Source organism: Lapillicoccus sp. (genome assembly GCF_025353065.1).
Lineage (GTDB): Bacteria > Actinomycetota > Actinomycetes > Actinomycetales > Dermatophilaceae > Lapillicoccus.
This window is the reverse complement of the sequence record NZ_JANXRJ010000052.1, coordinates 20,153-43,284: the sequence shown is the minus strand read 5'-3', so window position 1 is coordinate 43,284 and position 23,132 is coordinate 20,153. Positions and strand designations below refer to the sequence as shown.

Genomic DNA, 23,132 nt, shown 5'->3' with positions numbered 1-23,132 from the left:
GAAGATGAGGGCTGTGGCGAAGACATCGAAGCAGAAGGTCACGGTGACGTGGGCCGAGGCCCCGGCAGAGCACGACTACCCGTCGGCGGAGTCGTTCCTCCGTCTGATCGCCGAGCCGGCGCAGGTGCAGGCCTGCCTCATCCTGTTGGCCGAGGCGCCCACCACCCACCAGGCTGCCAAGGACATCCTGCGGGCGTCCCGGTTGCCGTTGTTGCCGTCCACGGACCCCGAGGTGGCGAAGGATCTGAAGAAGGTCTCGCTCCAGACGCCGTTGTCACCGATCTTGTTGGTGCGCGGGGATATTGCCGAGGGTCGCCCTCTTCAGATCGCCGACGGCTACCACCGGGTGTGCGCGAGCTACCAGCTCGACGAGGACACCTCGATACCGTGCCGGTTGGTCACGCTGCCCGCCGCTGCCGCGACCCCACCTGAATCCGGTCACGCTCCCTGACCGATGTCCGTCCCCCGACCGCGCCTCGCGCACCGCGCAGGTGCCGGGACGAGGCCCGGTCCGGGCGAACGACTTCACCGATCGCCGTGACGAGTGGCGCCGACTGCTCAGCGGGTCGTTCGGCGCCCTCCTCCCGGGACCGGGCGGCTCAAGGTTCGCTCAAGGGCGCAGCGACACGCTTCGAAGCGAGCAGGGCCCGATCCGTCACCGACAGCACGTCGCGAACGACTCCGGCTCCGTCCCTCACCGGTACGAGATCACGGAGTTCCCATGTCGATCACCTCCCACGACGGCCCCAGTTCAGTGGACCGGCCCGTCACCTCCGCCACTCAGGCACTCCCGCGCCGTCTGGACCTCACCAGCGTCGCCCCGTCAGACCTCCTCGTGCCCCCGGACACCCCCCAGCTGAGCGTGGGGGTGCCTCGCCGGACCATGCTGCGGCTCGGGGCAGCCGGGAGCTTCGGCCTCGCGGTGGCCGCGCTCCAGGGATTCGGCATCCCCTTTCTCGCCCAGCGTGGTCTGCTGTCGGCCGACGGCGCCTTCGCTGCGGCCTCGACCATCCTCGGCGACTCGCTCTACCTGGAGGTCTTCCCGACCAGCCCGCTCATCATCTCCCCGTTCCGGGATCCTCTCACCGTGCCCCAGGCGCTGGCTCCGACACCGATGTCCGAGTACAGCGCCTGGTCCCAGCCGCCGGGACCCGGTCTGGGACAACAGAACTCACTGAGCAACGAGACGCATCAGATCTGGCCGAACCAGGTCGGTTCCGTCGACCCGATCGTCTACAAGATCAACGTCATGGTCGGACAGCACAGCTTCACGACCTCGCAGGTGCTGCCCATCAACGCGAGCGGCAAGCCGACACTCTCCTTCGACGCGTCCGGGGCGACGTATCCCGCGGGCACGAAGCGCACGCTCCCGTTGAGCACCATCTACGGCTTCAACGGCACCTTCCCCGGCCCCCGGATCAACGCGGAGTACGGCAAGGCCGCCCTGGTGCGATTCATCAACCAGCTCGACCAGAACCCGCTCGGCCTCGACCGACAGGACTTCGGCTCCCCGGACCTGTCCTTCCTCACCCACCTGCACAACGGGCACACCGCCCCGGAGAGCGACGGCAACCCCCACTACTCCATGACCCGCGGTCCGCTGAAGACGGGCTACGCGCCCGGGATGTGGGTCGACAACCTCTATCTCAACTGGCCCGCCGGGGGCGACGACCGCGAGAAGCAGAGCTTCTTCTGGTTCCACGACCACCGCATGGACCACACCGGCAGCAACGTCTACAAGGGCATGGTCGGGATCTACCCCATCTACGACCCCAAGGGCGGCATGGACATGGGGGACGAGCGGCAGGGCCTGCGGTTGCCCGGTGTCCGCAAGAACCACCCCGACGGGTCCTTCGACGTGAACTACGACGTCCCCCTGGTCTTCTTCGACACCCGGCTCGACGACGGGGCGACGACCCACCTCGACATCCACGACGTCAACGGGGACTTCCCCCTGGCGAAGAACCCGGCCACCCACCCGGAGTGGTGGGGAAAGACCTTCTACAAGCACATGCCCAACCACGGCTTCGTCGGGGACATCTTCACCGTCAACGGCACGGCCTACCCGGTGCTGAAGGTCAAGCGGCGCAAGTACCGCTTCCGGTTCCTCGACGCGTCGATCTCGCGGATCTACGAGTTCAAGCTGATGAGCTCGACACGCGGACCCAAGTCCTCCGCGTCCCTCGGTTACCGGGACACCGAGCTCGAGGGGCAGTACCGCATCCCTGATGCCCAGCAGTGCATGCAGTTCACCCAGATCGCCTCGGACGGCGGCCTGCTGCCCTTCCCGATCACCCGCGACTCTTTCGAGCTGTGGCCGGCCAAGCGGCGTGAGGTCATCATCGACTTCACCAAGTACCAGGACGGCACGCCGACGACCAAAGGCGACGTGGTCTACCTCACCGACGTCATGAAGATGCCCGACGGCCGGATGTGGAGCAACTCCTCACGCTTCTCGCCCGACCCGGCATACCTGGTCCCGGTGCTCAAGTTCGTCATCGGCGACGTCGCCGTCGACAACAGCGTGATGCCGTCCCCCCTGACCCCGCTGCGCGAGCTCCCGCCGCTGCCGAGCAACTGGCAGAGCATGCTCGACAACCGGCTCGTGTTCGAGGTGCAACGCGGTAGCGGCGGGGGCGAGATCGAGTGGCTCATCAACGGCCAGCCGTTCACCCCCGTCACCGTGGCGACGAGCCTGCAGAACCCCGCCGGCCTCACCCCACTAGCGCAACAGCCCAAGAACAGCTTCAACATCTGGGAGATCCGTAACGGTGGTGGCGGTTGGGTGCACCCGTTCCACCTGCACATGGAGGAGCACCGCACCGTGATGCGCAACCAGAAGGACGTCACCGCGGGCAGCTCGGACCACCCCGACGACGTCTCCCGCGAGGACCTCGTCGCGCTCGACCCCGGCGAGTCGGTCATGGTGTATCGCGGCTTCCGGGACTTCGTCGGACCGTATGTCGCCCACTGCCACAACCTCGCCCACGAGGACCACGCGATGATGTTCGGCTGGGAGATCACGCCGTGAGCCTGACCTCCCGCCGCCCGTCGGCCGCCGTTGCGGGCTGGGCGGCCGCCCGGATCGGCGCCCCCCTGCTGCGCGACGGGGTCCCCGTCCCCTGGGGCACCGTCGTCCCGCTCTCGGTGGTCCTCGCCGTCGTCGGCGGATTCTGGGGCGTCACCCTGCGAGGAGCCGTGGGGGCCGTGGAGCGGACCCAGCAGCCGTTCGCGAGCTGGTGGCGCGACTCGCTGCTCGCGATCCCTCTCGCCACCCTCGCGGTCCTGCTCGCGGTCGTCACGGCACGCCGCCTGCTCGGACCGAGGCGCCGCTTCGGCTTCCTCGTGACATGGCTCCTCATCGGGGGCTTCGGCACGGCGGCGGGGATGACGCAGGTCGCCATCAGTGCGGCCTACGACTACGTCCTGCAGACCCGCAGCAACGCCATGATGCTCACCCCCAGCAGCGGTATGTGCTCGACGACCGACTGCCTGGACCGGATGCAGCACGCCACGCTGGCCCTCCAGGTCAGGGCCCTGGGCTACGGCGCGGTCCTCATCCTCGTGACGAACCTCGTCGTCACACTCTGGGTCGTCGCCGTACGGGGGGGGCGCCTCGACCTGGCGGGCGCGAGGTCGGCAACCTCCCGTCGACAGCTCCTCCGACACTCCGCGTCGGAGGCCTGGGACCGGACCGGTCTCGCGCCCGACGTCCGGCTGCTGCTCGCGGCGGCACTCGTCGGCGCTGCCGTCATCCACACGGCGGTCGTGCCGGAGCACCTCACCGAGTGGCCCGCAGCAGGCGTGTTCTTCGTGGTCCTCTCCATCGTCGAGGTGGCCACAGCGTCGGCGCTGCTGCTGGGGCCCACCCGAGTCACCCGGTCGACTCAGCTCGTGGTCACCGTGCTCGTCTCGGGAGCCCCCCTCGTCGTCTGGGCGTCGTCGCGGATCGTCGGCCTGCCGTTCGGACCTGCCCCGGGCGAGCGGGAGCCCGTGGGTGCGCCAGACGTCGTCGCCGGCCTCCTCGAGCTCGGCGCCCTGCTCATGGCCCTCGCCTGCCTCCGCTACGGAAGCCGGCTGCGCCTCCTGCCTGCCCTGACGCCAACCAGCCGCACCGCCCGCCTGCTCGCCGTCGCGTCACTCACGTCGGTGGCGCTCCAGACCCTCGGTCTCGGGTTCGGCCCGATGTGACCGCCGCGCGCGAGCACCCCACTCCCGACGCCAAGCCCTGACCCATGAACCCTGACGACGTAGAACCCACTCGACCCACGCAGAAGAAGAAGGCGACGACCATGGTGCGATACCTGGGAGGACACAGCCGGCGGCTCACCGCCTCACCCCGTCCCGGCGCGGAGGACTCCCCGCCGTCGGACCGCCGTCCGCGACGGCGCTCCTGGTCGGCTCTCGGCATCCTCGCCGTGAGCGCGGCCCTGGCCGCCGGCGGGGCGACCGGCGCCCTCGGCGCTGCCGGGGCCGCCGGCTTCGGCGGGGCCGTCCAACCGGCCGCGATCATCCCGGTCGTCGCATCGAGCACCCAGTTCGACATCACGGGCTTCGTCCAGAAGGCCACGCTGGACACCCCCGCCGACCCGCACTCCGGCGGCACGCTCGTGGTCGACGGCCACACCGTGATCATCCCGCGCGAGCTCGTCGTCATCCTCCCCGCGAACGCCCTGACCTGGCAGGAGCTCTTCACCCACGCCCCGGCGCCCTACACGAACACGGCGACGGGCCTGGCCCTGGAGGACAACCCCAAGCCCCTGACGACCTACGAGGTCAACGTCATCGGCAACCGGGTCATCAACGGCAGCGGTGACCGATACCTCGCCGGGCTCGTCCACATCTCTCAGCAGGACCTCAACGCGGGCACCGGCTACGTCAACTTCATTGACTACGCCAACGGCGAGATGGAGGTCGGGGGCCGCCCGGGGGTGCAGGGCACGGGTACCCGGGTGCGGATCAACGACCCGGCGAACGCCACTGCGCTGGACCAGAACGGCACCGCGGGCAGCGGGCGCTACGGCCGGGCCGGATCTCCGGACGACCGCTTCCAGGTCGACCAGGACAACCCGACGATCCTGGCCGAGACCGGCTTCCCCATGTGCCTGCCCCGGGTCGCGGCCGACCCCGGTCTCGCCGGCAACCTTGACGACGCCCAGTGCCCGCTGACCAACCGGCCGGTCTTCACCGGCGCCGACACCTCGGGGGTCACACCCCAGCCGGCCCTGCCGGCCGTGGGCGCCTTCTACACCCTCTTCCGGATGGACAGCCCGGCCAACGTCGACGCCAACACCTGCCAGCGCGGCACCTGTGCCGACCCGCGCAAGCAGGCCCCGTTCGAGGTCGGCGACTACATCACCTTCGCGGGAAGTCTCGAGACGGACAGTGCCGGCGCCAGCTATGTGTCCGCCCACACCATCACCGCGAGCCTCGGCATCTACACCCAGCCTGGTATCGACCCGGCATACGTCTCGATCGAGGTGTCACTGATCGGGACCGGTGGCCTCACCGTCTTCGGCGCCGGTGAGGCGGCCGTCCGGACCAGGTTCGAGGGGATGACCACCGACGAGACGCGCCTCATCCGCCTCTACGGGATCGACATCAACCCCACGACCGGCAAGACCACCGACCGGGAGTGGGGCTCGATCCTTCCCGACCAGGGGCCGCCCACCGGCGCGGTCCGCGGGCGGTGGCGCTTCCGGCCCCCCTGCACGGCGTCGGTGGCAACCGTCAAGGCGTGCACCCCGCCGACGGCCGGCCAGTTCATTCCCCCGACCCGTGAGCTGCGGGCCGTCGTCACCGGCCTGTCCCAGTTCAACCCGGGCACGATCATCCCCAACGCCAACAGCCAGGTCCCCGGGACGCCTGGGGCCAGGACCACCGCGAACGGGCTGTACTACGGGCAGTACCACGCCCCCATCGGGGAGTACATCTTCCCGGAGAACGTGCCGGGAACGCCCATTCCCGAGAACAACTTCAACACCATCCCGTTCCTGGCCTACGGCGGCTACCAGAGCATCACCGGCGTCCAGGCCGGAGTGCTCAACCCTTGGCCCAGCAGTATCACCCCTTCGCCCCTTACCTGCACGTCACCCACGCTCAACGGGGCTCCGTACTCCGTGGCCAACGGGAGCTCGATCAAGCTGTCGGGCAGCGTCGCCGCGGGGGTCACCACCCCGGTCACGCTGCAGTGGACGGCCGGGACGACCGCCGGTGGCACCGACCTGAATGGCGCCCTCACAGGCGCGACGACGACGACACCGACGTTCTCGGCCACCGGGTTGGCGCCGGCCACCTACAACGTCAGCTTCAGCGCTTCCAACGCGTGCGGCGTCTCGACGGCGAGCTCGACGATCACCGTCACCGCAGCGCCGCCGCCGGCCGTCAACCCCATCCCCGACCAGAACGTCACAGCCACCAACCTGGTGACCCTCACGGCGACCAGCCCGTCGTCGCCGACGCCCACGTGGACGTGGGCGCAGACGGCCGGGCCGGCGAACCCGGCGCTGAGCCAGACCCCTGCGGCGGCCTCCCCGTCCGCGACGTCCGTCCTCAAGCTCACGCCGACGGTGGCCGGGACCTACACGTTCTCGGTCACGGCGACCAACGTCAACGGCACGTCGTCGCCGACCACGGTCAACGTCGTCGTGGCCCCGTTCGTCCCGACCAACATCACCCTCAACAACGTCTACCGCACGACCAAGCAACGCCTGGTCATCACCGCGACGTCCACGGACACGACGGTCGCGTCGATGAGGTTGATGCCCTACCTCACCGAGAGCGGGACGACGTTCGACCCGGCGACGCTGGGGGCCGCGAACCTCACGGTCTCGCTCATCGCCCCCGGGTCCTTCACGGTCACGGCGGTCGGGGCGCCGCCGCCGGCCTGCAACCTCGGTGGCACGTATGCCACCCCGTGCTCCCAACGACCGCTGACGGTCAAGGCTCTCGACAGCGGGGGCAACGCCACAGGCACCAGCTCACCGTCGGCCTTGAACACGATCCGGCAGTAGCAGGTAGGCCATGCGGCAGTCCTCCCGGCAGGTGCGTCACCCCTCGCGACCACGCGCCGCGGTGACCACCGCCGTGGTCGGGATCTGCCTGGTCCTGCAGGCCGCGGTCCTGCCGGCCCGCGGGAGCACGGCACCCGTCGGGCACGGTTTCACGGTCACGACGGGCGACCTGGCCTACATTCTGCGGCAGGTCAAGATCGCCGAGCGGCATACGGTGACCCGGACGCCGGCCAACCCCTGCGGGACCCTGCTGAACCAGCCGGGCGACGGCATCCCGGACGCCGAGCAGGTCCCCGACGTGCTGACGCCGTACGGGCTGCGGACGGTCGACGGCTCCTGCAACAACCTCAAGACCGGCAACTCCGGCTTCGCTTCCGCCGACCTCGGCTTCCCCCGCCTGACCACCCCGGTCTTCCGTGACGCCGAACCGGTCACGCCTGCTTTCCCGGTCGGCCCCCCGGGGGCGACCTCCTACAGCCAGAAGTCCGTGGGGAACGTCGTCGTCGACTCCGAGCCGCGCGTGGTCAGCAACCTGATCGTCGACCAGACGAGCACCAACCCGGCTGCCCTCGCCGCGGCCGCCCACCCCGTGCGCTCCCAGAACCCGGGGGCGACCGCCGTGCCCTGCACGACCGACCCGCAGCTCGACGCCGTCCCGCCCGTGGCGGGTGTCCCCACCGGTTGCACGCCGTCGCACCAGACCCTCTTCATCCCCAACGTCACCACGGACGTGGGCCTCTCGCCTCCGTACAACAGCCTGTTCACCTTCTTCGGCCAGTTCTTCGACCACGGTGTCGACCAGACGGCCAAGGGCGGAGGGACGGTCTTCGTGCCGCTGCGGTCCGACGACCCGCTCATCGCCGGTCCGGACCACGTGCTCGGCACCGCCGACGACCTCCCGGTCAGCCAGCGCTTCATGGTCCTGACCCGGGCCCAGAACCAGCCGGGCCCTGACGGCATCCTCGGGACGGCGGACGACGTGACCGACGCCCCCAACACCGACACGCCATGGGTCGACCAGAGCCAGACCTACGCCTCCCACGCCTCTCATCAGGTCTTCCTGCGGGAGTACGCCCGCGATGCCGCGGGCCACCCCGTGTCGACGGGCCGCCTCCTCGGCGGGCTCGGCCCCGACCAGACGTATGCCGGGTCGCCCGACGGGCGCACCGGGCTGGCGACCTGGGCTTCCGTCAAGGTCCAGGCGGCGCAGCTCCTCGGCTTGGCCCTGGTCGACGCAGACGTCACGGCAGTGCCGATGATCGCGTCGGACCCCTACGGCAGGTTCGTCCCCGGCCCAGCCCGCGGTCTGCCGCAGTACGTCACGACGAGCGGGCTGGTCGAGGGTGACACCGCCCACCCGGTCGGGGTCCCGTCCAACGTCCTGCACTTCGGCGTCCCCTTCCTCACCGACATCGCCCACAACGCCGACCCCAGCCCGCAGGACACGGACCACGACCCGGCGACGCCGCCCGTTTCGCCGGTCCCGGATGCCGACAGCACGCCGTCGGCCGACTTCGCCCACCAGCCGCCCGGCACCTACGACGACGAGATGCTCAACGCCCACTTCATCTGCGGCGACGGGCGGTGCAACGAGAACATCGCCCTCTCAGCGGTCCACCAGGTCTTCCACTCCGAGCACAACCGCCTCGTCGCGGACATCGATGCCACCCTGCGCGGCGACACCTCGGCGGCCGGGGTGGCGGCCCTGGCCGGCTGGCAGGACACCTCGAGCGGCTCCGGCTACGGCTACGGAGAGCGCCTCTTCCAGGCGGCCCGATACGTCACGGAGATGGAGTACCAGCACACCGTCTTCGAGGAGTTCGCGCGCAAGATGCAGCCGCTGGTCAAGCCCTTCCACGCCTACTCACCGGACATCAACCCGGCCATCTCGGCCGAGTTCGCCTCTGCCGTCTACCGGTTCGGGCACTCGATGCTCGACGACACGGTGGCCCGGCGGGTGGAGACAGTCGCCGCCGACGGCACGGTGACCAAGACGGACACCTCCCTCCCGCTGCTCAACGCCTTCCTCGATCCCCCGGCCTACTTCAGCGGCGGGTCGACCGGCATGCTCACCCCCGAGGCCGCGGCGGGCAGCATCGTCATGGGCTCGTCCGACCAGATCGGCAACGAGCTCGACGAGTTCGTCACCGAGACGCTGCGCAACAACCTCCTCGGGCTCCCGCTGGACCTGGCGACCCTCAACATCGCCCGTGGCCGCGACGTGGGCCTCCCCCGGCTCAACGACGTGCGTCGTCAGGTGTTCGCCCGCACCTCCGACGGCCAGCTGACTCCGTACACCAGCTGGAGCGACTTCGGGCAGCACCTCAAGCACCCCGAGTCCCTCGTGAACTTCGTCGCGGCATACGGCCGTCACCCGTCCATCCTCGCCGCCACGACGGTGGCCGCGAAGCGCGACGCCGCGCGGGCGATCGTCAGCCCCGGACCCTCCGACACGTCTCCGTCGGACGCCGCCGACTTCATGCTGGGCACCAGCGCCTGGTCCAACGGCGCCGGCGGCGTGACGACCACGGGGGTCGACGACGTCGACCTGTGGGTGGGAGGACTCGCCGAGGTCACCAATGTGTTCGGGGGCCTGCTTGGCAGCACGTTCAACCATGTCTTCCAGAGCCAGCTCGAGAGCCTCCAGGACGGCGACCGCTTCTACTACATCGCCCGCACCGCCGGCCTCAACCTGCGCGGTCAGCTCGAGGGGAACTCCTTCGCCGAGCTCGTGCAGCGCAACACCGACAACACCCGTGCGCTGAAGGCGGACTCCTTCGCGATGGCGAACTGCCGCTTCGACCTCGCCCACCTCGCCGGGACGCCGGCCGGGTTCGCCCAGTTCGGCTCGTCGGTCGCGGACGACACCTCGACGACGGACTGCAACGAGAACCTGCTCCTGCTCCGTCAGCCCAACGGGACCATCCAGTACCGCCAGACGAACCCGGTCGACCCACCCGGCGTGAACGGGCAGGCGGTCTACCAGGGAACCTCCGGCGCCGACCGGGTCTACGGCGGCAACGACAGCGACACCATCTGGGCAGGCGCCGGCAACGACGTGCTCGACGGCGGCGGAGGCAACGACGTCGTGCTCGGGGGGGACGGCAACGACATCATCACCGACCTTGCCGGCAACGACACCCTCAAGGGCGGACCCGGCAACGACTACCTCGACGGGGGTCTCGGCAACGACATCCTCTTCGGGGGTGACGGCCAGGACCTCATCAACGGCGGCGCCAACGACAACGAGACCTTCGGCGGCCCGGGCAACGACTTCATCATCGCCGGACAGGGCGCCGACACCGTCTTCGGCGACGGGGGCGACGACTGGATCGAGGGGGGCCAAGGGGTGGACCTGCTCCAGGGCGACCACGGAGCACCCTTCCTCAACGACCCCGGAGAGGCCTCGCCCGGCAACGACGTCCTCATCGGCCAGACGGGTGACAACGACTACCAGGGCGAGGGCGGGGACGACATCATGGCCCAGACCTCGAGCATCGACAAGAACATCGGAGCGGCCGGCTTCGACTGGGCCATCCACCAGTTCGACACCGGGCCGGCCAACGACGACATGAACATCAACAACGCCCAGGCCGGGCTGCCCCTCCCGATCACCGCCAACCGCGACCGCTGGCAGGAGGTCGAAGGCGACTCGGGCTCACCGTTCAACGACGTCATCAGCGGCACCGACGTCGTGCCTCGCACGGTCGGTGGTGCCGGTTTCATCGGTTGCGACGTCCTCGACCAGGCGGGGGTCAACCGCATCGCCGGCCTCGCAGCCATCGTCCCCCAACCCCTCACCGGGGACCTGGGCGCGGTCGTGGCCAAGTCCGCCGCGGGCTCCTGCCCTCTCTCCGGCCCCATCTGGGGCGAGGGAGACATCCTCCTCGGTGGCGCCGGGAGCGACACCATCACCGGCCGCGGCGGCAACGACATCATCGACGGCGACGGGGCCCTCAGCGTGCGGATCAGCGTGCGCACGAACCCGGCCGACCCATCCACCGAGACGGGCACCACCGACCTCATCGAGCACCCCGCGACGTCCGGCACGTTCGGACCCGGCACCGACGGCATGACGCTCCAGCAGGCCGTCGGCGCCGGCCTCCTCGACCCCGGAGACCTCGTCACGGTCCGGGAGATCACCTCCCCGACCAACGACGCGTCCTCGGTCGACACGGCCGGCTTCACCGGGCCACGCGGCAACTACAGCGTCATCCCCACAGGGGACAGGGTCATCGTGTCCCAGACGGGTCCCAACGTGACCGGACAGCTCGTCGCCGACGGCACCGACACCCTGTTCAACATCGAGAAGCTGGCGTTCTCCGACCAGACGGTGACAGTCGCCACTCTGCCCGTGGCGGTGTTCCCGACGATCACCTCGGCCGTGCCCGGAGTCCGGGCCGCCAGCCTCACGTGGGCGCCCCCGGTGGGCACGCAGTCGCCGGTCACCTCATACACCGTCGTCACCTCCACCAGGGGGGCGGTCGTGAGCACCATTGCCGGTATCACGACAACCACGACCACCCAGACGGTCAAGGGGCTGACCGCCGGCACGCCCTACACCTTCCAGGTGCAGGCGCTCTCCGCCACCGGCACGACGGTCAGCCCTCCGTCGGCAGTCGTGGTGCCGATGACCCCGGCATCGGCCCCCACCGCGGTCACCGGGGTGGGCAGGTCGGGATCGGTGAGCCTCACCTGGGCCCCGGGCCCCGATGGCTTCTCTCCCGTCACGAGCTACCTCGTCCTGGTCCGCGTGTCCGGGGTGCTGGTGCGCACGGACACCGTGCAGGGAGCCGTCCCGAGCGCGACCATCGGCGGCCTGACACCCGGGACGACCTACACCTTCGTGGTGCGCGCGGTCACGGCTGCCGGAGTCGGTGCGAGCTCGAAACCGTCGGCCGGCATCAAGGCTGTCCCCCCTCGCACCCCGCCCGGTCCACCGGCCATCGGGAACGCCGCACCGGGGCTGCCCGGGGGCGAGCTGTCCGCTCTCGCAACGTGGCTGCCGCCGGCGACCACCGGGGGAAGTCCGACCACGGGCTACCAGGTCACGGCCCTGCTGATGGACACCGACAGCGTCACGCCCGTCGGGGTGCCGGTCACCGTCACGGTCGCGGCGTCGGTCCGGAAGCAGTTCGTCGTCCTCCCGGCCGGCAGCTACCGATTCGAGGTGCGAGCGGTCAACGCCATCGGGATCGGTCTGCCATCGGCGCGGTCGAATGCTGTGCTCTCGCAATGACCGTCAGGACGGGCAGCCGCACGTCACGCGATGCCCGCAGGTGGCCTCGTGATGCCGTCGCGCGGTGGCCCGGCTCGCTCTTCCCGAGGTGAGTCGCCGACTCCTTCGAAGCAGTCGGTCAGCTTCCGGTCTGGAAGGGACCACTGGGTGCGCTCGAGGTGCCGCCGGCGCTGCTCCTGACGATGCACCTGCCCGGGTCCGAGCGTTGATACGCCATGACGCTCCCGCCATAGCGGCCGCCGCCGCCGTTCCGTGCCTCGCCGACGAGCGAGCCGTCAGACCGGTAGACGAGCAGGTGTGCCGCCGGGTCCGAGCTCGAGGCCTTGACGAGTAGCTGACCGCCGTGGCTCTGCGTGGCTGTGGTCCAACACTTCTCGATGCGGACGACGTCCACCTGAGCACCCGTGGTGACCGGGGCACTCGGCTGGTTCGGGAGGGCCGTCGAAGCCGGCCGGGCTGCCACCGGTGGCGGCGCGACCGGTGCGCTGCACCCGGTGAGTGCCACGACGCCCAGTGCCGCGATGGCCAGTGCCGCGATGGCCAGTCCGAGTGGTCCGACCGCGAGAGGTGGCGGGCCGCCTCGGCAGGCCGTGACTGGTCGGCTCCGACCGTCATCTCGCGAGCGCCTCTCGTTGCGGTCGCCGTCGCTCACGCGCCGACAGTACGCGCGATTGTGGCGAACGGAGAGCTGGGGAGTCGTTCCCGTCGTGCGAGGTCGTCCGCACGGCGTCCCGGCGGGCCGAGCTCCTGTCCGCACCCAGACTCTCGCCTGAGATCGCACCAGTGACACCGTGGCTCAGCTCTTCCTTCCTCCCACTGTGCTGTCAGCACACTCAGATGGGTCCGTCCCGACACTCTGCCCATTGAGCCCTGCGGCTCGGGCGCCCTAGGTTCGTCGCGTCCGGGAGGGAGAAGCACGCCCAGAAGCCGAAAGGTGTCTCCAATGAGTGGTCACGTGGGAGTGGACGACTATGCGCTGTCCCGGGTACCGCGGAGCGAGCGGTACTCCTGGTGGTCGGTGGCCGTCCAGCGCTTCGGGCAGGTCTCGGCGCTCAGCCAGTTCCTGCTCGGCTCGACCATCGGCTTCGGGATGGGTTTCTGGGACGCCTTCTGGGCCTTCACCCTCGGCGCCGTCATCCTCGAGCTGGTCTCGATCCTCGTCGGCATCATCGGGGCCCGGGAGGGGCTCCAGACCTCGCTGCTCGCGCGGTGGACCGGCTTCGGCTACGGCGGCAGCTCCGTCCTGGGTGTTGCCATCGGCATCAGCCTGATCGGCTGGTTCGGTGTCCAGTCCGGCGTGTCGGCCGAGGGCCTGGTCTCCCTCGTCGGAGTGCTGCCCGGATGGGCTTGGTCGCTCGTCTTCGGGCTCGCCGTCACCCTCGTCGTCATGGGCGGCTTCGGGTCGATGAAGTGGGTCGCCTACGTGACGGTCCCCGCGTTCCTCCTCCTGGTCGGGTGGTCGATTATCCGCGAGCTGCTCGGCCATGACCTCGGTGCGCTCGTGGCCTCGGCGCCGCCCGGCCCGCAGATGAGCCTGCTCACCGGCACCACGCTCGTCGCCGGCGGCTTCATCGTCGGCGCGGTGATCACCCCGGACATGACCCGGTTCAACCGCAGCGACGCCGATGTGGTCAAGCAGACCGTCGTGGGCTTCACCATCGGCGAGTACCTCATCGGGATGTCCGGCGTGCTGCTGGCGCACGCCATCCGCTCCGACAGCATCATCACCATCGTGACGTCGTCGGTGGGCTGGGTCGGGACCCTCATCATCATCCTGGGCACGATCAAGATCAACGACTGGAATCTCTACTCCTCCAGCCTCGGCGCGGTGAACTTCCTCGGCGTCGTCCTCCGCCGGCCGGTGAACCGTGGCCTGCTGACCCTCATCATCGGCGTCATCGGCAGCGTGCTCGCGGCCGGTGGCATCCTGCAGAGGTTCACCGAGTTCCTCATCCTCCTCGGCGTCGCCTTCCCCCCGATCGTCGGCATCATGGTCGCGGAGTACTTCGTCGTGAAGCTCTGGCGCGGCGAGCTCGACCGCACCCGGGAGGCCGGGACGCTGCCGGAGACCTCACCGACGTGGGTGCCCGCCACGCTGGTCATCTGGGTCGTCTCCGCGGTGATCGGCAAGGTGCTCACCTGGGGACTGCCGAGCATCACCTCCCTGGTCGTGGCGTTCGTCCTCTACGTCGTCGCGGGCAAGATGGGCCTGGTCAGGGGTGTCGGGACCAGCCATACCGAGTCCCGTCCTGCGCCCACGGCAACCCCGGTGCCGGCTGCCAGTCTCGAGGCGAGCGCCCGACGGGCCACGACGGGGGTCGAAGGATGAGGATCGGCATCGACGTCGGCGGCACGAACACCGATGCCGTCCTCCTCGACGGCAACCGGGTGGTCGCGGCAGTCAAGACCGCGACGACCGAGGACGTCACCCAGGGCATCGTGACCGCTGTCCGAGACCTGAGGGCGGCCGCGCAGTGCGACCCGGCTGGGGTCGACGCGGTGATGATCGGCACGACGCACTTCATCAACGCGTTGGTCGAGGCGTCCCGCCTGGCCCCCACGGCCGCGCTGCGCCTCGGCCTGCCCGCCACCTCCGCGCTGCCGCCGTTCGTCGGCTGGCCGCAGCGGCTCGTCACGGCGATGCGCGGGCAGGGCTACCTCGCTCACGGCGGGCACGAGTTCGACGGTCGCCAGATCAGCGCCTTGGACCCGCAGGAGATCCGCCGCATCGCCGGGCAGATGGCCGCCAGCGGGGTGACCTCGATCGCCGTGTCGTCCGTCTTCTCGCCGGTCAACGCCGAGTTCGAGCTGGCGGCAGCCGAGCTGCTCGCCGAGGAGCTCGGGCCGGACATCCCCATCTCGCTGTCGCACGAGATCGGCCGGATCGGCCTGCTCGAGCGGGAGAACGCGACGATCATCAACGCGGCCCTGCGACACCTCGCCGAGGGCATCGTCTCCGGGCTGTCGTCCGCCATCGCCGGCGAAGGGATCGGCGCACCGTTGTTCCTCTCCCAGAACGACGGCACCCTGATGGACGTCGAGTACGCCCGTCGCTACCCCGTGGCCACCTTCGCCTCCGGGCCGACCAACTCGATGCGGGGTGCGGCGGTCCTCTCGGGTGAGGAGACCTGTGCCGTCGTCGACGTCGGCGGGACGACGTCCGACGTCGGTGTCCTGACGGGCGGCTTCCCCCGCGAGGCCACCGTCGAGGTCAGCGTCGCCGGTGTCCGCACCAACTTCCGGATGCCCGACGTGCTCAGCGTCGGGATCGGCGGCGGGTCGCGGATCCGGCCGGGCGACGGTGCCCTGGGCCCGACCGTTGGTCCCGACTCGGTCGGCTACCACCTCACCCGCCAGGCCCGCGTCTTCGGGGGCACCGAGCTCACCGCGACCGACATCGCCGTCGCGGCGGGGCGCGCCGACATCGGTGACCGCTCTCTGGTCGCCGATCTCGACCGGCATTTCGTGCGGGCGGTGCTCGACCGGATCGCCATCGATGTCGCGGACGTCGTCGACCGGATGCGCATGTCGGACGACCCCCTGCCCGTCGTCGCGGTTGGTGGTGGGTCGATCCTCCTCCCGGAGTCCTTCCCTGGCCTCGGGCCCGTCCTGCGGCCCCAGCACCACTCGGTGGCCAACGCGATCGGGGCGGCCATCGCGCAGGTCGGCGGCGAGGTCGACCGGATCTTCGCGATCGCCCCGGGGCAGCGGGACACCGTCGTCGACGAAGCCAAGCAGGACGCCGTGGACCGGGCCATCGCCGCCGGGGCGGACCCACGGACGGTGACCATCGTCGACTTCGACGAGGTGCCGATCCCCTACCTGCCCGGCAACGCGACCCTCATCCGCTGCAAGGCGGTCGGCGACCTGCAGATCGAGCGGGCGACCCTGGCCGAAGCGGTCCGCTCATGACGGCCGACGGCCACCGCGCCCTCGACGTCGGCGACCTCACCCTCGTGGCCCGGGGGGCGGCGATCCTCGGCACCGGCGGTGGTGGCGACCCCTACGTCGGACGGCTCATGGCCGAGCAGGCCCTGCGCGACCACGGACCGGTCTCCCTCGTCGCGCTCGAGGACGTGCCCGACGACGCGACCGTCTTTCCCGTCGCGATGATGGGTGCGCCGACGGTCATGGTGGAGAAGCTGCCGACGAGCGATCAGTTCGTCGGGGCCGTCCGAATGCTCTCGACCTATCTCGGGCGACCGGTCACCCACCTCGCCTGCGCGGAGGCGGGCGGCATCAACTCGATGATCCCGATCATCGCGGCCGCCCAGCTCGGGCTGCCCCTCGTCGACGCCGACCTCATGGGCCGCGCCTTCCCGGAGCTTCAGATGGTTCTGCCGACGCTCGCGGGCATCCCTGGGACGCCGATGTCCATCGCCGACGAGAAGGGCAACTGCGGCATACTCCAGACGGTCGACAACCGCTGGTCCGAGCGGCTCTCCCGGGTGATGACGATCGAGATGGGCTGCTCGGCCATCATCAGCAACGTCGTGATGGACGGCGCCACCATGCGCGCCAACGCGGTCGGCGGCACGCTCGGGCTGTGCCACCGCCTCGGAGCCGCGATCGAGGCTGCCCGGTCCGCGAAACGACCACCGGTCGAGGCAGTCGTCCGGACCCTGTGCGGGCGGGTGGTGCTCGGTGCCGCCAAGGTCGTCGACGTCGAGCGCCGCACGAGCACGGGCTTCGCACGCCGCGAGGCCACCCTCGTCCCGCTGGCCGCCGGACCCGACACCGACGAGCGCCTGGTGCTGCACTTCCAGAACGAGCACCTGCTCGCCACGCGCCATCTCGACGGCGACTCCAGGGTGGAGGTGACCACGCCCGACCTCATCATCGTCCTCGACGCCGAGACGGGAGAACCGATCACCACCGAGGGCCTGCGCTTCGGTCAGCGAGTCAGCGTCGTGGCCGCCCCCTGCGACGAGCGCTGGCACTCCCCCGCCGGGATCGAGCTCGTCGGTCCGCGCTACTTCGGCTACGACACCGACCCGGTGCGCGCCGTCCCGGACCGGGAGCTGACGAACGCATGAGCTGGACACTGGAGCCGGCGATGCTGCCCGACCTCGCCCGGGGTGCCGCCCTCCTCGGCACCGGCGGGGGCGGCGACCCCTACACCGGCCGGCTGATGGTCGAGGCCGCCATGGCCGAGCACCGCCCGGTCACCGTCCTCTCTCCCGACGAGCTCGACGACGGTGACTTCGTCATCTCGACGGCCATGATGGGTGCCCCGACCGTGATGGTGGAGAAGATCCCCAAGGGCGACGAGGCGGTGCGTGCCCTCCGGGCACTGGAGCGCCACCTCGGTCGACGCGCCGACGCCACCATCCCGATGGAGTGCGGCGGCATCAACTCGATGATCCCGCTCGCGGTCGCCGCCGCCACCGGCCTGCCGGTCATTGACGGCGACGGTATGGGGCGCGCCTTCCCCGAGCTCCAGATGGAGACCTTCGGCGTGTATGGCGTCCGGGCCTCGCCGATGGTCGTCGCCGGCGACCACGACGAGTCGGTCCTCATCGACTGTGGCTCCGACAACGCCCGGGTCGAGTGGCTGGCCCGGGGCTGCTGCATCCGGATGGGGGGCGCCGCCCTGATCGCGGAGTACCCCATGAGCGGGGCCGACGTGAAGCGGACCGCCATCCCCGGGACCCTGTCGCTGGCGCTGGCCCTGGGCCGGACCCTGCGGGAGGCGCGGGACAGCCGCGTCGACCCGGTCGAGGCACTGGCGGCCGCCCTCGAGGGGACCCTCTACCGACATGTGCGACGGCTCTTCGAGGGCAAGGTCGTCGACGTGGAGCGTCGGACCGTCGACGGGTTCACCCGTGGCCGCATCCGCATCGCGGCCTTCCACGGCCCCTCGGTCCTCGAGATCGCCGTGCAGAACGAGAACCTCGTCGCGCGCCGCGACGATCGCGTGGTCGCGGTCGTCCCGGACCTGATCTGCGTCCTCGAGGCCGACAGCGGCGAGCCGATCACGTCGGAGACGCTGCGCTACGGGCAGCGGGTCCGGGTCATCGGCATCTCCACCCCGGACCTCATGCGCACCCCCGAGGCGCTGGCGGTCTTCGGGCCGCGCTGTTTCGGGCTCGAGACGCCGTTCACCCCGCTGGAGGAGATCCTCCCCCAGGGCGGATGATGTGGTGTCGTCACCCCACGGCTGCTCCCCCGCGACCTCGAGCCCTTCGTCCTCGGCGCCGTCCTGCTCGGGTCGGGGGGCGGTGGTGAGGCGTCGCTGTATCTGCCGCGGCTGCGGGCCGCGCTGCCGGCGGACGGGGTCGAGCTGGTCTCGCTGGCCGAGGCGGCGACACGTGGGCTGCGGACGGTCGTCGCGGTGGGGATGATCGGCGCGACCTCGGTGTTTACCGAGAAGCTGCCGCACGGGGGTGAGATCGGCGAGGCGGTGGCCGCGGCCCGACGCTGGTCCGGCCTGGAGATCGATGCCCTCATCCCGGTCGAGGCGGCGGGACTCAACGCCGCCCTCGCGGTCGCGGCGGCCGCGGAGCTAAGCCTTCCCCTGGTCGACGCCGACCTCATGGGCCGGGCACTCCCTCGTTTCGACCAGCTCAGCCTCGTCGTCGAGGCCCCGGAGCTGCTGCGTTCCGCCGCCCTGTCGGAGCCCGGGGGCCAGGTGCTCGTCATCGACCGGTCGAGCCCGATCGGGCTCGAGAGGACGGTACGCGCCTACGTCAGTCACGCGGGGGGCTGGGCGGCCGCTGCCTTCGGGCCGATGTCGACGGCCGCGCTGCAGGGGCGCTCCTGCGAGGGCACCCTGGCCCGGGGTCTCGACCTCGGTCGTCGACTCAGATCGGTCGCCGACCCCTCCGAGGCAGCGCTCGTCGCAACGATGCTCGGGGGGATCCCTCTCGCGGCCGGCCGCGTTCTCGAGATCGAACGGCTGCCGACCTCGTCCTTCGCCCGAGCCAGCGTCGCCATCCTCGATCGGACCGGTCCGCTGCTGCGCATCGAGGCGGAGAACGAGTATCTTGTCGCCCTGCGCGACGGCGAGCCGGTGGTGACCTGCCCCGAGATCCTCGTCGTCCTGGACCGGCGAACCGGCCAGCCGATCTCGGTGGACCGGCTGCGCGTCGGCGACGACGTCCAGGTGGTGGCCCTGCCCGGTCCGGCGTGGTGGCGCGCGACCCCGAGCCGGCTTGAGGCCGTATCGCCGCGGGCGTTCGGCATCGACCTGCCCCCCGTCCTCCTCCCACCGACCGCCGAGACCACCGTCGGGTCGGCGCGGGCGCTCGACCTCGCCGTGGGAACCGAGCAGTGACGAGCCTGCGGGATGCCCTCGCCCTTCCCGAGCGGGCTGGGGTCGCGGTCTCGGCAGGACCGGACTCCGCCCTGACGACCCGACTCCTCGGGGTCGAGGTCCTCGCCGACCTGCGGGACGACGTCCCCGACCGGTGCGGCGGCCTGCTGCTCGCCGTCGCCGGAAGGGTCGGCGCGGAGCCGTGGCGTCTGGACGTCCTGCTCCGCCGGGCTGCCGCAGCTGGCGCGGCGGCTGTCCTCGTCTCCGTCGCCCTGGCTCCGGGCCGGGCGTCGGCGCAGGTGGCTCGGCGGCTCACCCTGCCCGTGCTCGTCGCCCCCGACCCCCTCAGGTGCGCCATCGCTCTTCGTATCCACCTCGCCCTGCCCGAGCTGGCCGCGGCGCGGTAGGTGACGGCCACCGCCAACGCCTGTGCCAGCGCCCCCGCCGGGGTCGAGCCGCTCGTACGAAGGGTGAGCGCGGCCCTGGATCGTGAGGTGTGGCTGCTCGACGCCGGAGGGCGCCATGTGACCGGACACCATCCGCGAGGCTCGGTCCCGGGTCCGGCCGACGATCTCGACACCGGCCGCGCGGGAGGGAGCTGGCTGCGCGAGCCGGTGCCCGACGACGCCCGGCTCGTGCCGGTCGCGGTGCCCACGGATCATCCGCGCGGCGCGTACGTGGTCCTGCGGCGCGCCGACAACGACGAGGTCGTCGCCGTCCGCGCGGCCCTCACCGTCCTCGCCACCAGCGTGGCCGGCCGGCTGGCGTCGGACCGACTCACCGCCGAACGGGACGCAAGGCACCGGATGACACTTCTCGCCGAGTTCGTGCAGGCCGGTGGCCGTCTCCCCCCTGAGTCCCCGGGCCGCATGCTGGCCCAGGGCTGGGAGCTCGGCGGCCACCACATCGGCATCCGCATCGACGTCCCCGGCGCCTTGGACCCGGTCTCGCTGCGGCCCGAGGTGCTGCGCGCCTTCGCCGACGCCGGCGTCGACGCCCAGGTCGTGGAGCAAGGCGCCGGCTGGGCAGCGTGGACCAGCTTCGGTCAGGCGCCGAGCCAGGGACGGCTGCGTGCGCACGCCACCGCGGTGCGCCGCGTGCAGTGGCTCCTGCGCTCCCAGCTGCCGACGGTTATGGGGGTCGGCAGCCTGCGCGCGGGGCCGGAAGGCCTCACCCGCAGCCTGGGCGAGGCCGGGGACGCCGCGCGCATCGCCGCCACGCGCGCGGCCAGCGGCCACCTCGTCCACGTCGACCGGCTCGGACTCGGCCAGCTCCTGCTCGCCTGGACCCGCACGGACACCTTCGCCCCGGCGGCCTCGTCGCTACTCACCCCGCTGCAGGGCCAGCCCGGACTGCTCGAGACCCTCGCGACCTACCTGGACGCCGAGTCGTCCGTCGCCGCCACGGCAGCGGTGCTCGGCGTGCACCGCAACACGGTCTCGACCAGGGTCGCCAAGGCCGCCCAGCTTCTCGGAGTCGACCTCGAGGATCCCGACGAACGCCTCGCGGTCCAGCTGGCCTGTCGCAGCGTCCTGTCGCACCGCTGACGAGGACGTCTACGCCAGGTTGGCGGTGATCTCTCGGAGGACGTCGTCGAGGTCGTTCTCCTCGCCTTGCCGAGGACGACGACGGTCGCCCGGATGTCGGGCAGGTAGCCGAGGAACGACTGGTAGCCCGGGTCGTCGCCGGGACGGAACCGGGCGCGATGCCGGCAGACCGTCCCGAGGAAGTAGGCATAGCCGTAGGCGTCCGCAGGTGCGGGGTCGTCCCGGTCGGAGGGAGTCGTCAGCTCCGCCTGCCGACCGACCATCAGCTGCCGCGATCCCGCGCTGAGGAGCTCTCCCGCCTCGAGGGCCTGCGTATAGCGGACGAGGTCGTCGACCGTCGACCAGACTCCCCCCTTCCGGGGATGGCGGCGAACTCCGGGACATCGACTCGCTCCCGGCACGAAGCGGCTGATGGGCTCACCCAGCCCGAGGGAGCCGTCGTCGGCCAGGCGCATGACCGCCACAGCCGTGTACTGCTTGATGACAGAGGCGACGGCACCACGTCAAGTCAGCGGTGGACGTGAAGGGACTCGAACCCATGACCTCTCGCGTGTGAAGCGAACGCTCTAACCAACTGAGCTACACGTCCGGACGGCCAGCCGGGGGCAGGTCGCTGAAGCGTCAGAATAGCCGCCTCGTGGGCCGGACCGTTAATCGACTCCCGGGAGCAGCCGGAGCCAGTTCTCGACCACGTCGGGCAGGAATCCCCACACCCCGGTGATCGCGAACAGGGCCCAGAAGATGGCGAGGGCGGCGGTACCCAGCGTGACGAGGCCCTTCAGCCACCACGGCTGGCGGACCATCCAGTGGGTCCACTGCGCGAGCACGCCCTTGCCCCAACGCAAAAGGCGCTGCGCCCACTCGAACTCCGTCGCCCAGAGCGACACGCCAGCGAAGACGACGAGCCAGCCCGGGCCGGGGGCCGGCACGATGATCAGCCCGCCGACGACCACGACGAGACCGAGGACGCCGATGGTGATCCGGTAGACCCGCGCCGTCGCGGGGTTGGCGCGGATCCTGCGGCGCCACGCCCAGTCGTCGTCCTGGGCGTCCAGGGTGATGTTGTGGTCGGTTCGCTCGGCCCGTCTGCGCGCGGCGGCGGCGGCGTCCTCGGCGGCTGTCACGGGTCGAGGTCCTCGGCGGCGCGCGCGGTGAAGATCTGCGCCAGTCGGGCGGTGACCGGCCCGGGGGTCAGCTCGCGGTCGTCGACCGCATGCACCGGGAAGATGTCCTTGATGGAGCTGGTGAGGAAGACTTCGTCGGCGGTCCTCAGCACGTCGAGCGGCAGCGTCTCCTCACGGATCTCGACGCCTGCCTCCCGGCCCCACTCGAGGACCAGGCCACGGGTGATTCCGCGAAGCAGGCCGGAGTCCCCCGGCGGCGTGAGGACGACCCCGTCCATCTCAGGCAGGACCACGAAGACGTTCGAGCCGGTGCACTCGCACAGCTCACCCCGGGTGTTGGCGAAGACCGCCTCCATGGCCCCGGCCTTCTTGGCCGCCGCGAGGGCGACGACGTTCTCGGCATACGACGTCGTCTTGAGGCCCGCCGTCGCCCCCCGCTCGTTGCGCGTCCACGGCACCACGGTGATCTTGCCCGAGGCTGCCGGCCGGGACTGCGCCACGCTGGTGACGATGTAGGTGAGGTCGCCGTCGCTGCGGTCGGATCCCAGCGGTCCGATGCCGCCGGTCAGGGTGATCCGCAGCCGCCCGAAGGCGATCGGCTCCGCTGCCCCGAGGACCACCTTGATCCCGTCACGGATCCGGTCGTGGTCGACCGGCGGAAGCCCGAGGCCGGCGGCCGACAGATCGAGCCGGGCCAGGTGCCGCGTCAGGGCAAAGGGGTGGCCGTCGACGAGCTTCGTCGTCTCGAAGACGCCGTCCCCCACCGTCACCCCGTGGTCGACGACGGTCAGCGACGGCTCCGACGCACTGACCAGCCGACCGTCCACCCAGGCATTGACCTTCATGTCCGCAGCTCCGCTCATCTGCCCAGGGTCCCAGAGTCCGGCGGCTCCGACGTCGTCATGCCCCCCCCAACGCGAGTCGGGTCGCCCCGAGTTCCGCGACACGCGCCCA

Annotated in this window: 15 protein-coding genes, 1 tRNA gene and 1 pseudogene; 12 read left to right on the top strand and 5 right to left on the bottom strand. The window is 70.9% G+C overall.

The window, feature by feature from the left end; all coding sequences use genetic code 11:
* Positions 1–13 precede the first annotated feature (13 nt).
* The 5 genes from Q0R63_RS04730 (at position 14) to Q0R63_RS04710 (ending at position 12,252) form a co-directional block, all read left to right on the top strand.
* Entirely contained in the window at positions 14–451 is a 438-nt protein-coding gene (locus Q0R63_RS04730; protein WP_295694755.1) for a hypothetical protein, read from the top strand.
* A 270-nt stretch (positions 452–721) separates the two neighbouring features.
* Positions 722–3,031, top strand: a complete 2,310-nt coding sequence (locus Q0R63_RS04725) for a multicopper oxidase domain-containing protein (protein ID WP_295694753.1) — start codon at positions 722–724, stop codon at positions 3,029–3,031.
* Positions 3,028–4,191, top strand: a complete 1,164-nt coding sequence (locus Q0R63_RS04720) for a hypothetical protein (RefSeq protein ID WP_295694750.1) — start codon at positions 3,028–3,030, stop codon at positions 4,189–4,191. The genes Q0R63_RS04725 and Q0R63_RS04720 overlap by 4 nt, the downstream gene beginning before the upstream one ends.
* Positions 4,192–4,235: 44 nt before the next feature.
* Positions 4,236–7,013, top strand: a complete 2,778-nt coding sequence (locus tag Q0R63_RS04715) for a hypothetical protein (RefSeq protein ID WP_295694747.1) — start codon at positions 4,236–4,238, stop codon at positions 7,011–7,013.
* Between the two features lie 10 nt (positions 7,014–7,023).
* Positions 7,024–12,252 (top strand): peroxidase family protein, encoded by a 5,229-nt coding sequence (locus Q0R63_RS04710; protein WP_295694744.1) that lies wholly within the window; start codon positions 7,024–7,026, stop codon positions 12,250–12,252.
* A gap of 118 nt (positions 12,253–12,370) precedes the next feature.
* Here Q0R63_RS04710 and Q0R63_RS04705 read toward each other — a convergent pair whose 3' ends face one another.
* Positions 12,371–12,904 (bottom strand): hypothetical protein, encoded by a 534-nt coding sequence (locus tag Q0R63_RS04705; RefSeq protein WP_295694741.1) that lies wholly within the window; start codon positions 12,902–12,904, stop codon positions 12,371–12,373.
* A 291-nt stretch (positions 12,905–13,195) separates the two neighbouring features.
* Here Q0R63_RS04705 and Q0R63_RS04700 point away from each other — a divergent pair, with 291 nt between their 5' ends.
* The 7 genes from Q0R63_RS04700 to Q0R63_RS04670 are packed head-to-tail and all read left to right on the top strand — an operon-like array spanning position 13,196 to position 21,054.
* Positions 13,196–14,581, top strand: coding sequence for a cytosine permease (locus Q0R63_RS04700; RefSeq protein ID WP_295694738.1), 1,386 nt, complete (start codon positions 13,196–13,198; stop codon positions 14,579–14,581).
* On the top strand, positions 14,578–16,164 hold the full coding sequence (locus tag Q0R63_RS04695; RefSeq protein WP_295694735.1) for a hydantoinase/oxoprolinase family protein: 1,587 nt from the start codon (positions 14,578–14,580) through the stop codon (positions 16,162–16,164). Before Q0R63_RS04700 ends, Q0R63_RS04695 begins: the two co-directional genes overlap by 4 nt.
* Positions 16,161–17,288, top strand: coding sequence for a DUF917 domain-containing protein (locus Q0R63_RS04690; RefSeq protein ID WP_295694732.1), 1,128 nt, complete (start codon positions 16,161–16,163; stop codon positions 17,286–17,288). The genes Q0R63_RS04695 and Q0R63_RS04690 overlap by 4 nt, the downstream gene beginning before the upstream one ends.
* The gene (locus Q0R63_RS04685; protein WP_295694729.1) at positions 17,285–18,391 is read left to right on the top strand and encodes a DUF917 domain-containing protein; all 1,107 of its coding nucleotides are present in this window, start codon (positions 17,285–17,287) and stop codon (positions 18,389–18,391) included. Before Q0R63_RS04690 ends, Q0R63_RS04685 begins: the two co-directional genes overlap by 4 nt.
* 21 nt (positions 18,392–18,412) lie before the next feature.
* Positions 18,413–19,528, top strand: a complete 1,116-nt coding sequence (locus tag Q0R63_RS04680; protein WP_295694910.1) for a DUF917 domain-containing protein — start codon at positions 18,413–18,415, stop codon at positions 19,526–19,528.
* Complete coding sequence (locus tag Q0R63_RS04675; protein ID WP_295694726.1) at positions 19,525–19,914, top strand: hypothetical protein; 390 nt, start codon at positions 19,525–19,527, stop codon at positions 19,912–19,914. The genes Q0R63_RS04680 and Q0R63_RS04675 overlap by 4 nt, the downstream gene beginning before the upstream one ends.
* The gene (locus Q0R63_RS04670) at positions 19,915–21,054 is read left to right on the top strand and encodes a PucR family transcriptional regulator (RefSeq protein WP_295694723.1); all 1,140 of its coding nucleotides are present in this window, start codon (positions 19,915–19,917) and stop codon (positions 21,052–21,054) included.
* 77 nt (positions 21,055–21,131) lie between these two features.
* Here the strand turns inward: Q0R63_RS04670 and Q0R63_RS24485 are convergent.
* The 4 genes and pseudogenes from Q0R63_RS24485 to Q0R63_RS04655 all read right to left on the bottom strand — a co-directional run.
* Positions 21,132–21,509: pseudogene (locus tag Q0R63_RS24485) on the bottom strand (serine hydrolase); the annotation flags it as partial.
* 60 nt (positions 21,510–21,569) lie between these two features.
* A tRNA-Val gene (locus Q0R63_RS04665) sits at positions 21,570–21,643 on the bottom strand.
* A 61-nt stretch (positions 21,644–21,704) separates the two neighbouring features.
* Positions 21,705–22,178: a TIGR02611 family protein gene (locus Q0R63_RS04660; RefSeq protein WP_295694721.1), complete on the bottom strand. Its 474-nt coding sequence runs from the start codon at positions 22,176–22,178 to the stop codon at positions 21,705–21,707.
* Positions 22,175–23,041 (bottom strand): aminotransferase class IV, encoded by an 867-nt coding sequence (locus Q0R63_RS04655; protein WP_295694718.1) that lies wholly within the window; start codon positions 23,039–23,041, stop codon positions 22,175–22,177. The genes Q0R63_RS04660 and Q0R63_RS04655 overlap by 4 nt, the downstream gene beginning before the upstream one ends.
* Positions 23,042–23,132: the final 91 nt, after the last annotated feature.